Source organism: Streptomyces sp. NPDC048671, assembly GCF_055587045.1.
Genome location: NZ_JBVJHB010000009.1, coordinates 182,867 through 197,562, shown reverse-complemented (window position 1 = coordinate 197,562; position 14,696 = coordinate 182,867). Strand labels below are relative to the sequence as shown.

General features: G+C 68.9%; 14 protein-coding genes and 1 pseudogene. 2 read left to right on the top strand and 13 right to left on the bottom strand.

What is annotated here, in order from left to right:
* Positions 1-6 precede the first annotated feature (6 nt).
* From ACZ6S6_RS19795 to ACZ6S6_RS19770, 6 genes are all read right to left on the bottom strand, one after another.
* Entirely contained in the window at positions 7-963 is a 957-nt protein-coding gene (locus ACZ6S6_RS19795) for a helix-turn-helix transcriptional regulator (RefSeq protein WP_362956217.1), read from the bottom strand.
* Positions 964-976: 13 nt separating this feature from the next.
* Positions 977-1,930 carry a helix-turn-helix transcriptional regulator gene (locus ACZ6S6_RS19790; protein ID WP_362956220.1) on the bottom strand — a complete coding sequence of 318 codons (954 nt, stop codon included), beginning with the start codon at positions 1,928-1,930 and terminating at the stop codon, positions 977-979.
* A 116-nt stretch (positions 1,931-2,046) separates the two neighbouring features.
* Positions 2,047-2,421, bottom strand: a complete 375-nt coding sequence (locus ACZ6S6_RS19785) for an FKBP-type peptidyl-prolyl cis-trans isomerase (protein WP_362956223.1) — start codon at positions 2,419-2,421, stop codon at positions 2,047-2,049.
* A 44-nt stretch (positions 2,422-2,465) separates the two neighbouring features.
* A complete protein-coding gene (locus ACZ6S6_RS19780; protein WP_469706381.1) occupies positions 2,466-3,422 on the bottom strand; it encodes an FKBP-type peptidyl-prolyl cis-trans isomerase in 957 nt (318 codons plus the stop codon).
* 149 nt (positions 3,423-3,571) lie between these two features.
* On the bottom strand, positions 3,572-4,933 hold the full coding sequence (gene pafA / locus ACZ6S6_RS19775) for a Pup--protein ligase (protein ID WP_362956228.1): 1,362 nt from the start codon (positions 4,931-4,933) through the stop codon (positions 3,572-3,574).
* Positions 4,934-4,942: 9 nt separating this feature from the next.
* A complete protein-coding gene (locus tag ACZ6S6_RS19770; RefSeq protein WP_469706380.1) occupies positions 4,943-6,205 on the bottom strand; it encodes an MFS transporter in 1,263 nt (420 codons plus the stop codon).
* Between the two features lie 133 nt (positions 6,206-6,338).
* On the opposite strand from ACZ6S6_RS19770, the gene ACZ6S6_RS19765 reads away from it, so the two are divergent.
* Positions 6,339-7,376: a LacI family DNA-binding transcriptional regulator gene (locus ACZ6S6_RS19765; protein ID WP_362956234.1), complete on the top strand. Its 1,038-nt coding sequence runs from the start codon at positions 6,339-6,341 to the stop codon at positions 7,374-7,376.
* Positions 7,377-7,432: 56 nt separating this feature from the next.
* Here the strand turns inward: ACZ6S6_RS19765 and prcA are convergent, their stop codons facing one another.
* From prcA to arc, 6 genes and pseudogenes are all read right to left on the bottom strand, one after another.
* On the bottom strand, positions 7,433-8,341 hold the full coding sequence (prcA, locus tag ACZ6S6_RS19760; RefSeq protein ID WP_469706379.1) for a proteasome subunit alpha: 909 nt from the start codon (positions 8,339-8,341) through the stop codon (positions 7,433-7,435).
* A gap of 60 nt (positions 8,342-8,401) precedes the next feature.
* On the bottom strand, positions 8,402-9,247 hold the full coding sequence (prcB, locus tag ACZ6S6_RS19755; RefSeq protein ID WP_362956240.1) for a proteasome subunit beta: 846 nt from the start codon (positions 9,245-9,247) through the stop codon (positions 8,402-8,404).
* Positions 9,199-9,402, bottom strand: a pseudogene (locus ACZ6S6_RS19750) (endonuclease VII domain-containing protein); the annotation flags it as partial. The gene prcB and the pseudogene ACZ6S6_RS19750, both read right to left, overlap by 49 nt.
* Before the next feature lie 189 nt (positions 9,403-9,591).
* Complete coding sequence (locus ACZ6S6_RS19745) at positions 9,592-9,810, bottom strand: ubiquitin-like protein Pup (protein ID WP_362956243.1); 219 nt, start codon at positions 9,808-9,810, stop codon at positions 9,592-9,594.
* 120 nt (positions 9,811-9,930) lie between these two features.
* Complete coding sequence (gene dop / locus ACZ6S6_RS19740) at positions 9,931-11,442, bottom strand: depupylase/deamidase Dop (RefSeq protein WP_469706378.1); 1,512 nt, start codon at positions 11,440-11,442, stop codon at positions 9,931-9,933.
* Positions 11,443-11,679: 237 nt separating this feature from the next.
* On the bottom strand, positions 11,680-13,446 hold the full coding sequence (gene arc, locus ACZ6S6_RS19735) for a proteasome ATPase (RefSeq protein ID WP_362956248.1): 1,767 nt from the start codon (positions 13,444-13,446) through the stop codon (positions 11,680-11,682).
* 241 nt (positions 13,447-13,687) lie between these two features.
* On the opposite strand from arc, the gene ACZ6S6_RS19730 reads away from it, so the two are divergent.
* Positions 13,688-13,999 (top strand): ferredoxin, encoded by a 312-nt coding sequence (locus ACZ6S6_RS19730; protein WP_363074451.1) that lies wholly within the window; start codon positions 13,688-13,690, stop codon positions 13,997-13,999.
* Positions 14,000-14,039: 40 nt separating this feature from the next.
* Here the strand turns inward: ACZ6S6_RS19730 and ACZ6S6_RS19725 are convergent, their stop codons facing one another.
* Positions 14,040-14,630, bottom strand: coding sequence for a hypothetical protein (locus tag ACZ6S6_RS19725; protein ID WP_362956254.1), 591 nt, complete (start codon positions 14,628-14,630; stop codon positions 14,040-14,042).
* Positions 14,631-14,696 lie beyond the last annotated feature (66 nt).

Here is a 14,696-nt window from a genome sequence, read left to right as displayed (position 1 = left end):
GTCCCCTCAGGCCTGGCCGTCGTAGGCGGTGAGTGCCGCTCGGGCCGCCTTCCGCGCGCTCTGCGCCAGCTCCGGCGGCGAGACGATGCGCCCCTCCCGGCCGAGCCGGAGCCCGAGGCGGCGCAGCGAGGCGGGGTCGGGGGTCCGCAGGGTGATCCGCAGACCGCCGTCGGGCAGCTCGTCGGCGCTGTCGTGCGGGTAGTACTCGGCGACCCAGCGCCCGCCGGGACCGACCTCGACCACGACCTCCGGGTCCTCGGCGGCGGGCTGGACCAGCCCCTCCGACAGATCCCGCAGCTCCAGCTCGGGCGGCGCGGCCGGCTCGTCGAGCAGCCGGATCTCGGCGACCCGGTCGAGGCGGAACGTACGCCGGTCCTCGGAGGACCGGCACCAGGCCTCCATATAGGTGTGCCCGACGGCGAAGAGCCGGATCGGGTCCACCTCGCGCTCGGTGAGCTCGTCGCGGGCGGGCGAGTAGTAGCGCAGCCAGAGCCGGCGCCGCTCGGAGATCGCCCGGTCCACATCGGCGAAGACGCCGCCCTCGGACTCGAAGGTGACCGAGAGCCGGGAGCTCGCCGCCCCCACCTCACCGGCCGCGGCCTCCAGCTTGGCGGTGGCGCGCAGCAGCGCCTGCCGGTCGCTCTCCCGCAGTCCGGGCAGCGTCGCTACGGCGCGGGCGGCGACCAGCAGGGCCGTCGCCTCGTCGGCGGCGAGCCGGAGCGGCTCCGCGACATCGTCCGGGTTGTGCCACCAGATCCGGTCGCCGTCGGTGTCGATGTCCAGCAGATCGCCGCCGCGGAAGCTGGTCCCGCACATGGGCAGGACGTCGAGGTCCGAGATGAGCTCGTCCTCGGTGATCCCGAAGGCCCGCGCGACGTCCTGGACGTGGGCGCCGGGGCGCTCGCGCAGGTAGGTCACCAGGGAGAGCATCCGGCGGGTCTGGTCGATGGCGTTCGTGGCCATGAATACGGTCCCCTCAGTCCTTGGCCACGGCGCGCAGCCGGTCCACCACATCGGCCCGCAGATCCGCAGGTTCCTGTACGACCACGTCCGGGCCGAACTCGACGAGCCAGGCGTCCAGACCGTGTCCGTACGGAATCTCCAACTCCTCCCACCCGTTCCCGAGTTCCCGGACCGTTGTCGCGCGGGCCCGCAGCGGGTATCCGGAGCCGGCCCGCAGCCTGATCAGTGCGGTACGGGTCGCCGTCTCCCCCGCCCAGCTCTCGACGGTCTCTCGGACGGTGACGACGTCGGGCACCTCGGCGGTGAACGCACCGGCCCTGGAGCGCACCTTGCCGGCGATCCGGGAGAGCCGGAACACCCGCTCGGCGCCCCGGTCCCGGTCCCAGCCGGCCAGGTACCAGTGCCCGCGCCAGCACTCCAGCGTCCACGGCTCGACCTGGCGCTGCTCGGGGCGGGCGGCGTTGGCCTTGCGGTAGTCGAAGGTCACCGCCCGGCGGTCCCGGCAGGCCAGCATCAGCGGTTCGAACGCGGCCTCGTGGACGGGGATACGGGGTTCGAGGGCGCTGTGCACCTCGTACGCGTCCTCGGCCTCCGGCATGCCCGCCGCCCGCAGCTTCTGCAGGGCGCCGCTGGCCGCGCCGGCCAGCCGGGCCTGCTGCCAGACCTTGGCGGCAAGGCCGAGCGCGGCGGCCTCCTCGGCGTCCAGCGTGATCGGGGGCAGCCGGTTGCTGTCGCGGCGGGCGAGATAGCCGGTGTCGCCGTCCAGGTTCTCCACGGTCTCGATGACCAGACCGAGCTCGCGCAGATCGTCCTTGTCGCGCTCGAACATCCGGTTGAAGGCGTCGTCGGAGCCCGCCTCCAGGTAGGCCTCGATGGAACCGCGCAGTTCGCGCTTGCTGAGCGGGCGCCGGGTCCCCAGCAGACACAGCGCCAGGTTCATCAGCCGCTCGGCCTTGGCAATCGCCATCGACGCCCTTTCTGTTTTGCTCTACGACCGTCGACCGTACCGCTCCGGGGGGCCCGGACGAAAGCGAGGGCCCGTGCCTTGCGGCACGGGCCCTGGCATCGCACACAAGTACGGGATCAGACAGCGACCAGGTCGCAGACGAAGATCAGCGTCTCGCCCGGCGCGATGGCGCCGCCGCCGGCGCCGCGGTCACCGTACGCGAGGTGCGCGGGGATGGTCAGCTGGCGACGGCCGCCGACCTTCATGCCCTGCACGCCCTGGTCCCAGCCCTTGATGACCTGACCGCCGCCGAGCTGGAACTTGAGCGGAGCGCCGCGGTTCCAGGAGGCGTCGAACTCCTCACCGGTGGAGAAGGCCACGCCCACGTAGTGGACGGAGACGGTCTGGCCGGCCTGGGCGACCGCGCCGTCGCCTTCCCAGATCTCCTTGATCTCCAGGTCGGCCGGCGGCTCGCCACCCGGGAAGTCGATCTCGGGCTTCTCGATGCTCACTGACTTTGCTCCTCTAAATGATGAACTGGGCAACCGGGACAGTCTTACATCTTTGTCAGGATGTCCACGGCGAAGACGAGCGTCGAGTTCGCCGGGATGGACTGCTGCGCCTTGCTGCCGAAGGCCTGGTCCGGCGGGACGACGAGCAGCACACGGCTGCCGATCTTCTTCCCGATCAGGCCGTTCTTGAGTCCCTTGAGGGTGACCTGGGCCAGCGGGAAGGTCTGCGTCTTGCCCGTCGCGTAGGTGCTGTCGAACGTCTTGCCGTCCTTCCACACCAGTCCCACGTAGTTCACGACGACGCTGTCGGTCTCCTTGACGACCTCGCCCTTGGACTCCAGGACGTAGTTGGAGACCAGCTTCTTGGGCGGGGTGGACTTGCTGGGGATCTTGACCGTCGGCGCCTTGCCGTCCGTGTTCGTGCCCACCTTCGGCAGGTCGATGTTGTCCTGGGCGACCTCGCTGCCCTTGGCGGACGCCGGGATCTGCTTCGCCTTCAGGATGTCGACGACGAAGACGAGGGTGGCGTTCGGCTTGATGTCGCCCTGGCCCTGATCGCCGTAACCGAGGTCCGGCGGGATGACCAGTTCGACCCTGCTGCCGACCTTCTGGCCGACGAGGCCCTTGTCCCAGCCCTGGATGACCATGCCGGCGCCGAGCGTCAGGTCGAACGGCTGCTTGCGGTCGAAGCTGTTGTCGAACGGCTTGGTGGAGTCCCACGCCTGCCCGAGGTAGTTGACCTGGATCGCGTCGCCGTTCTTGAGCTTCGCGCCGTCACCCTGACTGACAACGTTGGTCTTCAGCTCCTTGGGCGGCGTTCCCGTGCCCTTGGCCACGGTGGGCTTCTCGCCGAACTTCGCGCCCGCGGTGATGGCGGGGAATCCGTCCTTGGAGGGGGCGGACGCGGAGGCGGAAGCGGAGGCGGAGCCCTTGTCGTCGCTGCCGCAGGCCGCTGACAGCAGCAGCAGGGGGACGACTACAAGGCCGGCAAGTCGGCGCACTGGTTCCTCAGATCTCAGACGACACATTTGTTACGCGGTCCCGGACACTCTAGGGCGTGCGCAGGGCCCCGTACGAGGAACGTACGGGGCCCGAGTCGCGTCAGGGTCTGTCGACAGGCCCTGGGAGCCGAGGCACTTCCTGCGCCGGCTCACATACCCGCGATCAGCTTCTCCACTCGGTCGTCCACGGAACGGAACGGGTCCTTGCACAACACCGTCCGCTGCGCCTGGTCGTTGAGCTTGAGGTGGACCCAGTCGACGGTGAAGTCCCGCCGCTGCTCCTGGGCCCGCCGGATGAAGTCGCCGCGCAGCCTCGCCCGGGTGGTCTGCGGGGGCACCGACTTGCCCTCGAAGATCTTCAGGTCGTTGCAGATGCGGGCCGCCTGCCCCTTGCGCTCCAGCAGGTAGTACAGGCCGCGGCGGCGATGGATGTCGTGGTAGGCGAGGTCTATCTGGGCGACCCGCGGATTCGACATGGTCATGTTGTGCTTGGCCCGGTAGCGCTCGATGAGCTTGTACTTCATGACCCAGTCGATCTCGGTACCGATCCGGTCGAGGTCCTCGGCCTCGATCGCGTCGAGCGTACGGCCCCACAGTTCGAGGACCTTCTCGACGTTGCCCGTACGGATGCCGCGGCGGTCGACGAAGTCCACGGCCTTCTCGTAGTACTCGCGCTGTACCTCGATGGCGGATGCCTCGCGGCCACTGGCGAGGCGCACCTTGCGCTGCCCCGTGGTGTCGTGGCTGACCTCGCGGATCGCCCGGATGGGGTTCTCCAGGGTCAGATCCCGTATCACCGTGCCCGCCTCGATCATGCGGAGCACCAGGTCGGTCGCGCCGACCTTGAGCAGCATGGTCGTCTCGGACATGTTGGAGTCGCCGACGATGACGTGGAGGCGGCGGTACCGCTCCGCGTCCGCGTGCGGTTCGTCCCGGGTGTTGATGATCGGACGGGAGCGTGTCGTCGCGGAACTGACACCCTCCCAGATGTGCTCGGCACGCTGGCTGACGCAGTAGACGGCGCCCCGCGGGGTCTGCAGCACCTTGCCGGCACCGCAGATCAGCTGCCTCGTGACGAGGAAGGGAATGAGGATGTCCGCGAGCCGGGAGAATTCTCCGTGCCGGGCCACGAGGTAGTTCTCATGGCATCCGTAGGAGTTTCCGGCCGAGTCGGTGTTGTTCTTGAAAAGATAGACGTCGCCCGCGATTCCCTCCTCGTGCAGACGGCGTTCGGCGTCGACAAGCAGGCCTTCGAGAATGCGCTCGCCTGCCTTGTCGTGAGTGACCAGCTCGGTCAGATTGTCGCATTCGGGGGTTGCATATTCCGGATGCGATCCCACGTCGAGGTAGAGGCGGGCGCCGTTCCGCAGAAAGACATTGCTGCTGCGGCCCCATGACACAACACGGCGGAAGAGGTAGCGCGCCACTTCATCAGGAGACAGTCGGCGCTGTCCCCTGAACGTGCACGTGACGCCGTACTCGTTCTCCAGCCCGAAAATGCGGCGGTCCATGACTGAACATTACGCCTGATGGCCCGAGCTGAAACCGGGTTCGACGGCACCGTTTCGATCATTTTCCGATCCTCGCACCGCAACGGCACTATGCCCGGGAGCTGCGAGGACCTTTCCGGTGGCCAGCAGAACCAGCAGCGCGGCCACTCCACCGGCCCCCGCGACGGCGAAGCTCCACGCCGTCCCGCCCAGTTCCACGGCCGGGCCCGCCACGGCCGTCCCGGCCGCCGCGCCCACCCCGAACGTCGTCACGAGCCAGGAGAACGCCTCCGTCACCGTGCCCCGCGGGGCGTGCCGGTCGACGACGATGAACGAGCAGGCGATCGCGGGGGCCAGGAACACCCCGGCGACGCCGGCCAGCACGGTCATCGCCACCACGCCGGGGGTCAGCGTCAGCGGCAGATAGCCGAGCGCGAGCAGCGCCACGATCACCCGCAGCCGGCGCTCGGGCGGCCCCGACCACTGCCGCGCCCCGTACAACGCGCCGCCGATCAGCGCACCGAGCCCCAGCGCTGCCATCAGCCAGCCGTAGACGGACTCCCGGCCCTGGTCGTCGGCGTACGCCACGCCCGCCACCGTGATGGAGCCCAGCGCCAGTCCGACGAAGAAGAAGCAGCCGAGCAGCGCCAGCAGCCCCGGCGAGCGGAGGGCGCCCAGCCAGTGCGCCTCGCGCGGCGCGGAACGCCAGGTCCTGGACGGCTCGGACAGCACGACGGAGAGCGCCCCCAGGACCCCGATCGCGTTGATGACGAGCAGCGCGGCGGCGGGCGACCAAAGGGAGACCAGCAGGGTCACCAGCAGCGGCCCCACCGTGAACATGACCTCCTGCGCGACCGCGTCCATGGCGTACGCCCGGTGCACCCGGTCCTCGCCGCCGCCCAGGACGCTCGGCCACAGGGCCCGCAAGCCGCCCTCCAGGGGCGGTGTGGCCACCCCGGCGAGGGCCACGGCCCCGTAGGCGAGCGGCAGCGACCCGAAGCCCGCCACCGCGAGCAGGGCCATGCCGAGTGCGGACAGGACGGCGGCGGGCAGCTGGACGCGCGGCTGGCCGTACAGGTCCACGGCGCGGCCCAGCAGCGGCTGCCCGACCGCCGTGCCCAGGCCGTAGACCGCGGCGAGGGCGCCCGCGAGTGCGTAGCTGCCGCCCTCCGCACGGGTGAACAGCACGATCGCGATGGGGGCGGTGCCGTTGGGCAGCCGCCCCACGAGGGTGCCCGCCAGCAGCCGGGCGGCGTGCCGCGTCCGGAGGATGTCCAGATATCCCGCGGCCATGTCCCGCCCCTCTCCTGGGACGCCTTTCCGGCCACCCGAGGTTTTACGTATAACTTCCGGGTTCATACGTACCATGTGGCCAGTCCGCGGGTCCACCCCCGCGACTCCTGCCCCGACCGGCCCGGAGGCCCGAGTGACCAGCCCAGCACAGCCGGCCCCGTCCCGGCCCACCAGCCGTGACGTGGCACGGGCCGCAGGTGTCTCCCAGGCCACCGTCTCCCTGGTCCTCGGCGACAAGTGGCGCGGCAGGGTCTCCGAGGCCACCGCGGACCGCGTGCGGGAGGCCGCCCGCGGCCTCGGCTACCGGCCGAATCTCGCCGCCCGCAATCTGCGCCTGGGCCGCACCAGGACCGCCCTGCTCGTCGTCCCGGCCCTCACCAACGAGTTCTTCGCCCGGGTGTACACCGGGGCCGCCGCGGTCGCCGCCGAACACGGCTTCGGCGTCGTCCTCTACCCCTCGCCCGAGGGCACCGGCCCGGCCCGGGACCCCTTCGCCTCGGCCCGCGCCGCACTCGACGGGGTGATCGCCTCCTCCATGGCCGCCGACGCGCTGGACGCCCTGCGCGGGGCGGGTCTGCCCCTGGTCATGCTCGACAGCGATCCCTCGGCCCCGGGTCCGGCGGCCCGGGTCAACCTCGATGTCGCCGACGGGATGCGCCAGGTGACGGAGCACCTGCTCGCTCTCGGCCACCGCCGCTTCGTCCACCTCGCGTCGGCCGTCGACACCTGGACGTTCACGGTCCGCGCCGGGGCCGTCCACGACGCCCTGCGCGGCGTGCCCGGCACCGGCGTACGCACCGTCGCTGCGGCGCTGGACGTACGGGCCGGCCGGGAGGCCGCGGAACGCGCGCTGGCCCTCTCCGGGCCCCGCCCCACCGCCATCGTCTGCGACGACGACATCCTGGCCGCGGGCGCCTGCAAGGCCGCCCGCCGGCTCGGGCTGCGGGTACCGGACGACCTCTCGGTGACCGGCTTCGACGATCTGGCCCTGGCCACGGCCGTGGAGCCGGAACTCACCACCGTGCGGCTGCCGGCCGAGCGGGTCGGCGAACGCGGCATGAGCGCCCTGCTGGCCGTTCTGGAGGGCCGCACGGCCGAAACCGGCAGCCTGCCGGTGCATCTGGTGGTCCGCGGCTCGTCCGCTCCCCCGCCCATGGACCGGCACTCATGACAGAGCCCCGGCCCGCCGGGGAGGCGGACCGGGGCGCAGACACCCAGCAGAAAGGGCTACTCCACGTCCCCACCGGAATCGGTGGAGCCGGTTGCGTCCTTGGAGCCGGTCGCGTCCTTGGAGCCGGTGGCAGCCTGGCTGTCGGTGGCTGCCTTCTTCCCGCTCGGCTTGCCACTCGGCTTACCGGTGTCCGCCGGCGTCGCGGCGGCGGTGTCGTCGCCGTCCTCCGTGTCCGAGGGGGCGTCCGTCGGCGTCGAGCCGGCACCGTCCGCCTCCAGCAGCCGGGCCAGCTGCCGGCCGACGATCCGCTTGAACTTGCGCTGCTGCGGCCTCGTACGGTCCAGGACCGCGACCTCGAGCCGCTCCGCGGGGATCTCCCGCTCGCTGCCGTTGGGATCGCGTGACAGCGCCTGCACCGCCAGCTTCAGCGCCTCGGCGAGCGACATCCCGTCACGGTGCCGCTGGTCCAGGAAGGTGCTGATCTGCTCCGCGTTGCCACCGACGGCGACCGAGCCGTGCTCGTCCACGATCGAGCCGTCGTGCGGCAACCGGTAGATCTGGTCACCGTCCGCCGCCGCGCCCACCTCGGCGACGACCAGCTCCACCTCGTACGGCTTCTCGGCCGCACTGGAGAAGATGGTGCCGAGTGTCTGCGCGTAGACATTCGCCAGTCCGCGGGCCGTCACGTCGTCACGGTCATAGGTGTATCCGCGCAGATCGGCATAACGCACACCGCCGATGCGGAGATTCTCGTACTCGTTGTACTTACCGGCGGCGGCGAAACCGATCCGGTCATAGATCTCGCTGAACTTGTGCAGCGCACGGGACGGGTTCTCGCCGACGAACACAATGCCGTCGGTGTACTGCAGCACAACCAGGCTGCGACCACGGGCGATGCCCTTCCGGGCGTATTCCGCCCGGTCGGCCATGGCCTGCTGAGGTGAGACATAGAACGGCGTCGACACCGGCTATCCGTCCCTTTCTGTCAGTGACAAGAGCATCGAAGGAGCCTGGGAACGAGGGGTTCAGAGCAGCTCGGCGCGCGGGCCGTCGGGCTGTTCCATCCTTCGTTCCAGAACCGAGCGGGCGATGTCGGCGGATTCCGTCTCGGTCAGCTTCCGGAAACCCTCGTCGGTGATGACGGTGATGATCGGATAGATACGCCGGGCCACGTCCGGTCCGCCGGTCGCCGAGTCGTCGTCCGCCGCGTCGTACAGCGCCTGCACGACCAGGGTGAGCGTCTGTTCCTCCGTCAGGTCCTCGCGCCAGAGCTTCTTCATGGAGCCGCGGGCGAAGATCGACCCGGAGCCCGTGGACGCGTAGCCCTGCTCCTCGGAACGGCCCCCGGTGACGTCGTAGGAGAAGATCCGGCCGCGCTCGCGGTCGACGTCGTAGCCGGCGAAGACCGGCACCACGGCGAGGCCCTGCATGGCCATCGCCAGATTGCTCCGGATCATCGTGGAGAGCCTGTTGGCCTTGCCCTCCAGGGAGAGCTGGGCGCCCTCGACCTTCTCGAAGTGCTCCAGCTCCAGCTGGAACAGCTTGACCATCTCCACGGCCAGACCGGCCGTACCGGCGATACCCACCGCCGAGTACTCGTCGGCCGGGAAGACCTTCTGGATGTCGCGCTGCGCGATCATGCTGCCCATGGTCGCCCGCCGGTCACCGGCGAGTACCACGCCACCGGGGAACGACGCCGCGACGATCGTCGTCCCGTGCGGAGCCTCGATGGTGCCCTTCATGGGCGGCAGCTGCCGGTTGCCCGGCAGCATCCCGGGCGACTGGTCGGTCAGGAAGTCCATGAAGGAGGACGATCCCGGCGTCAGGAAGGCAGCTGGTAGACGCCCGGTGCTACGAGTGTTGGCTTCCACGCGTTTCCCTCCAGGTAAGCGATGGCCCTGCACAAGGCGTCAGGATCATCTCCCAACTTGCCGATGGCCGAATTGCAGTTGAAGCACAGTACGCCTCGGACCCTACCCGTCCGGTGGCGGTGATCCACATGTACGGCGGAAGCGGCTGAACAGATCGTGCGGCCGCCCAGGGGCGTGCGTTCCTCCCCTTCGCCAGGTGCCGCCGCCGGCCGTACCGGCCCGGTACTCCCGGCGGTACGCCTGCCACCCATCACGGGATGCCCTGTTGTCGGCGGAGGCACCCCGTGATGGGGAACGTGGCTGCGTGATCAGTTCTTCGAGCGGCTCACGTCGGACATGCCGTACTACTCGCCGCCCTTTTGGACAAACGATCGAACGAAGTCCTCGGCGTTGGCCTCCAGGACGTCGTCGATCTCGTCGAGAACGTCGTCGACGTCGTCGCTCAGCTTCTCCTGTCGCTCCTGGAGGTCCTCGGAAGCCTGCGCGTCCTGCGCCTGCTCCTCGGCCCCCTCGGTGGAACGCGTCGCCTTCTGCTGTCCGCCGCCGGTGTCCTTGGTCGCCATATAGCTCACCCCGCTCGGTTCGAAGCACTTGATCAGACCCTACCTACGGGGTCCGACATTGGCCCGGTACTTGTCTCAACGTCCGGAGGTCATCGGAATGATTCCCAGCCCGCGGCCCTTTCAGCCGCCCGACAGCACCCGGACCAGCTCTTCCGCGGTACGACAGCGGTCCAGGAGGTCCTTGACGTGCTCACGGGTGCCCCGGAGCGGCTCCATGGTGGGTACCCGCTGCAACGAGTCGTGACCCGGAAGGTCGAAGATGACCGAATCCCAGGAGGCCGCCGCGACGTCGTCCGCGTACTGCTCCAGGCAGCGGCCGCGGAAATACGCCCTGGTGTCCTCCGGAGGCGCTGTACGGGCCTGCTCGACCTCGTTCTCGTCCAGCAGGCGCTTGATCCTGCCGCGGGCCGCCAGGCGGTTGTACAGGCCCTTGTCGGCGCGTACGTCGGCGTACTGGAGGTCCACCAGATGCAGGCGGGGCGCGTCCCAGTCGAGGTTGTCGCGGCGGCGGTAGCCCTCCATGAGCTCCCGCTTGGCGATCCAGTCCAGCTCGCCCGACAGGCTCATCGGATCGGTCTCCAGCCGGTTGAGCGTGTCCTCCCAGCGGATCAGGATGTCCTTGGTCTGCTCGTCGGCGTCCGCCCCGTACCGCTCCTCGACGTACTTGCGGCCGAGCTCGAAGTACTCCATCTGGAGCTGCACAGCGGTGAGTGTCCGCCCGCTGCGCAGCGTGACCAGCTGCTGGAGATCCGGGTCGTGGGAGACCTGGTGCAGCGTGCGCACCGGCTGGTCGACGGCCAGGTCGACATTGATGAAGCCGTCCTCGATCATGGAGAGGACCAGCGAGGTGGTGCCCAGCTTGAGATAGGTGGAGATCTCCGAGAGATTCGCGTCGCCGATGATCACATGCAGCCGGCGGTATTTCTCGGCGTCCGAATGGGGCTCGTCGCGGGTGTTGATGATCGGGCGCTTGAGCGTGGTCTCCAGGCCGACCTCGACCTCGAAGTAGTCGGCGCGCTGGCTGATCTGGAAGCCGTGCTCGTGGCCGTCCTGGCCGATTCCGACCCGTCCCGCTCCGGTGAAGACCTGGCGCGAGACGAAGAACGGGGTCAGATGGCGCACGATGTCCGAGAACGGGGTCTCCCGCTTCATCAGATAGTTCTCGTGCGTCCCGTACGAGGCGCCCTTGTTGTCGGTGTTGTTCTTGTAGAGGTGGATCGGCTGGGCGCCCGGCAGCTGGGCCGCGCGTTCGGCGGCCTCGGCCATGATGCGCTCGCCGGCCTTGTCCCAGAGGACGGCGTCCCTGGGGTTGGTGATCTCCGGGGAGCTGTACTCGGGGTGTGCGTGGTCGACGTAGAGCCGTGCCCCGTTGGTGAGGATGACATTGGCCAGGCCGATGTCCTCGTCCGTGAGCTGGCTGGAGTCGGCGGTCTCGCGGGCGAGGTCGAAACCTCGCGCGTCACGCAGCGGGTTCTCCTCCTCGAAGTCCCAGCGGGCGCGGCGCGCCCGGTGCATCGCCGCCGCGTAGGCGTTGACGATCTGGGACGAGGTGAGCATGGCATTGGCGTTGGGGTGGCCGGGCACGGAGATCCCGTACTCGGTCTCGATGCCCATTACTCGCCGTACGGTCATGCGGCCCTCCTTGCCCGGCGGCGCTCCCTTCCGGGAGCGGCGCTCAAGTACCGCTGCTTGTCCGGTGCGTGCGCGGTTTGCCCGTACCCGCACTGCGCGACCGGGCGGTACGCAAGAGCCTAGAGCGCCTCTGTGCTGGTGGGGAGATCAATCACGTCATTGCTGTGGTGTCGTCGGAGCTGTCCGGAAAGCAACCGGCTGCGGATGCCCGGCCGGGCATCCGCAGCCGTCCGCGTTCTACAGGTACTGGCCGGTGTTCGCCACCGTGTCGATGGACCGCCCGGTGTCCGCGCCCTGCTTTCCGGTGACGAGTGTGCGGATGAAGACGATCCGCTCACCCTTCTTGCCGGAGATCCTGGCCCAGTCGTCCGGGTTGGTGGTGTTCGGCAGGTCCTCGTTCTCCTTGAACTCGTCCACACAGGCCTGGAGGAGATGGGAGACGCGAAGGCCCTTCTGGCCCTGGTCGAGGAAGGCCTTGATGGCCATCTTCTTGGCCCGGTCGACGATGTTCTGGATCATCGCGCCGGAGTTGAAGTCCTTGAAGTACAGGACTTCCTTGTCGCCGTTGGCGTACGTGACCTCGAGGAAGCGGTTCTCCTCGGACTCGGTGTACATCCGCTCGACGACCGACTGGATCATGGCGTGCGCGGCGGCTTCCCTGGAGCCGGTGTGCTCGGCGAGGTCGTCCGCGTGCAGGGGCAGCGAAGGCGTGAGGTACTTCGCGAAGATGTCCTTCGCGGCCTCCGCGTCCGGACGCTCGATCTTGATCTTCACATCGAGACGGCCGGGTCGCAGGATCGCGGGGTCGATCATGTCCTCGCGGTTGGAGGCGCCGATGACGATGACGTTCTCCAGGCCCTCGACGCCGTCGATCTCGGCGAGCAGCTGGGGGACGATGGTGTTCTCCACGTCCGAGCTGACGCCGGATCCCCGGGTACGGAAGAGGGACTCCATCTCGTCGAAGAAGACGATGACGGGGGTGCCCTCACTCGCCTTCTCGCGGGCACGCTGGAAGACCAGGCGGATGTGGCGCTCGGTCTCACCGACGTACTTGTTGAGGAGTTCGGGGCCCTTGATGTTGAGGAAGTAGCTCTTGCCGGTGGGCTGGCCGGTGACCTCGGCGACCTTCTTCGCGAGGGAGTTGGCGACGGCCTTGGCGATGAGTGTCTTGCCGCAGCCGGGCGGGCCGTAGAGCAGGATGCCCTTCGGTGGCCGCAGCTCGTGTTCCTTGAAGAGGTCTGGGTGCAGATAGGGGAGCTCGACCGCGTCCCGGATCAGCTCGATCTGGTCGCCCAGTCCGCCGATCTTGTCGTAGTCGATGTCCGGGACTTCTTCGAGGACGAGCTCTTCGACCTCGCTCTTGGGAACGACTTCGTAGACGTAGCCGGACCTGGGTTCGAGCAGCAGGGCGTCGCCGGGCCGGATGGTGATGTCCAGCAAGGGCTCGGCGAGCCGCACCACCCGTTCCTCGTCGGTGTGCCCGACCACCAGGGCTCGTTCGCCGTCCTCAAGGATCTCCTTGAGGGTGACGATGTCCCCGGCCCGCTCGAATTCCATGGCGTCGACCACGTTGAGCGCTTCGTTGAGCATGACTTCCTGGCCGCGCCGGAGGTCGTCGAGCTCGACGCTGGGACTGACGTTCACCCGGAGCTTGCGGCCCCCGGTGAAGATGTCGCAGGTACCGTCCTCGTTGGCTTGCAGGAACACACCGAAACCGGCCGGTGGCTGTGCCAGCCGGTCGACCTCTTCCTTGAGGGCCACGATCTGGTCGCGGGCCTCGCGGAGTGTGTTGGCGAGCCGCTCGTTCTGAGCGGACACGCCCGCGAGATTGGTCTGGAACTCGACGATCCGCTCTTCGAGAATCCTCGTATGGCGCGGAGAGTCGGCGAGCTTACGTCGCAGGACGGCGATTTCCTGCTCGAGATAGGCGACCTGGCCGGCTGGGTCATCTGACCCCCGCGCGGGCCGGATGCCGCGGTTGATGTCGTCGTCGTGGGCTGCCACGGTCCTCACCTCCTCCAAGGGGAGCTGGACGCTTCCTGACCCTACCTGGGTGGGTGATGATTGAAACCCCTAGATCACAAAGACTGTGGGGTGTGTCCGATCTTCACCCTTGCGCTCTCCCTCGTGTCAGGGGAATACCCACCCTTCAACATCGGAAAGCGGCCGGTTGTATCGTCGAAGTGTTCAACACCCGTCAGGGCTGGCTTTTTTTGGTTCGGATACGCAGGAAACGGCAGGCGAAATGACCGCGCAGCAGGACGCTCCCACCGGCAGCGAGACGCAGGACCTGGAGGTCTGGATCGACCAGGACCTCTGTACGGGGGACGGCATCTGTGTGCAGTACGCGCCCGAGGTCTTCGAGCTGGACATCGACGGGCTCGCCTATGTGAAGAGCGCCGGGGACGAGCTGCTGCAGGACAAGGGGGCGACCACTCCGGTGCCGCTGCCGATCCTCCAGGACGTGGTCGACTCGGCGAAGGAGTGTCCGGGCGACTGCATTCATGTACGACGCGTTTCGGACAGGGTCGAGGTCTTCGGACCCGAGGCCGCCTGACCGCGGTCCCGGGGGCCGGCGGCCGCGCGGGGTGATCCGCTCAGACGCTGCCGCCGGTGGAGTCGTCGGACTGGCTGCTCCGTACGAAGGCCCCGTTCTGCCACTGCCAGGTGACCTTCTCCTGCTGGTCGGGGCAGCAGGACGGGATCTCGGCCGAGGAATAGCCGAGGAGCGTGGCGGCGACGACGCCGTCACGCACCGTGAAGTCGCCGACGCTCATCTTCTGGGCGGGGTCCACCAGGGTCGCGACGATCCTGGGTGCGGCCCCGCTTCCCTGTGTGAGGACGTAGACGCCGCTGGGCGGGGTGCCGAGTCCGGCCGTGCAGTGGACGACCGCGACGGTTTCCGGACGGCCGTCTCCGTCGAGGTCGCCGGGGACCTGTTTGGCGACCGTGTTGCCCGTGCCGTCGCATTCCAGCGGGAACACCGCGCGGTCCGGATCGGGCGGGGCGACGGTCGCCGTGCCGTGCTGCACCGCGGTGCGGTGGGGCGTGGTGGAGGCCGAGGCGGCGCTGCCGGGCTGGAGCAGGCCGGCCGCCGCGACAACGGCGGCCATGGCCGCCGCGGTGGCGATCCAGTGCATCGTCGTGGTGTCGGTGTGCGCGAGGTCCGGGAGCGCGGAGGTCTGCACGCGGGATGTCTCCTGTGGTTCCTTTGGTGCGGAATGCCTGAGGGGCAGTGCCGTCGGCAGGGCGTC

Bases quoted from the DNA above. Each gene is read 5' to 3' on its own strand.
- ACZ6S6_RS19795 (WP_362956217.1), bottom strand. From the start codon at position 963: ATGGCCACGAACGCCATCGACCAGACCCGCCGGATGCTCTCCCTGGTG.
- ACZ6S6_RS19790 (WP_362956220.1), bottom strand. From the start codon at position 1,930: ATGGCGATTGCCAAGGCCGAGCGGCTGATGAACCTGGCGCTGTGTCTG.
- pafA (WP_362956228.1), bottom strand. From the start codon at position 4,933: ATGGACCGCCGCATTTTCGGGCTGGAGAACGAGTACGGCGTCACGTGC.
- ACZ6S6_RS19770 (WP_469706380.1), bottom strand. From the start codon at position 6,205: ATGGCCGCGGGATATCTGGACATCCTCCGGACGCGGCACGCCGCCCGG.
- ACZ6S6_RS19745 (WP_362956243.1), bottom strand. From the start codon at position 9,810: ATGGCGACCAAGGACACCGGCGGCGGACAGCAGAAGGCGACGCGTTCC.
- dop (WP_469706378.1), bottom strand. From the start codon at position 11,442: ATGACCGTACGGCGAGTAATGGGCATCGAGACCGAGTACGGGATCTCC.
- ACZ6S6_RS19730 (WP_363074451.1), top strand. From the start codon at position 13,688: ATGACCGCGCAGCAGGACGCTCCCACCGGCAGCGAGACGCAGGACCTG.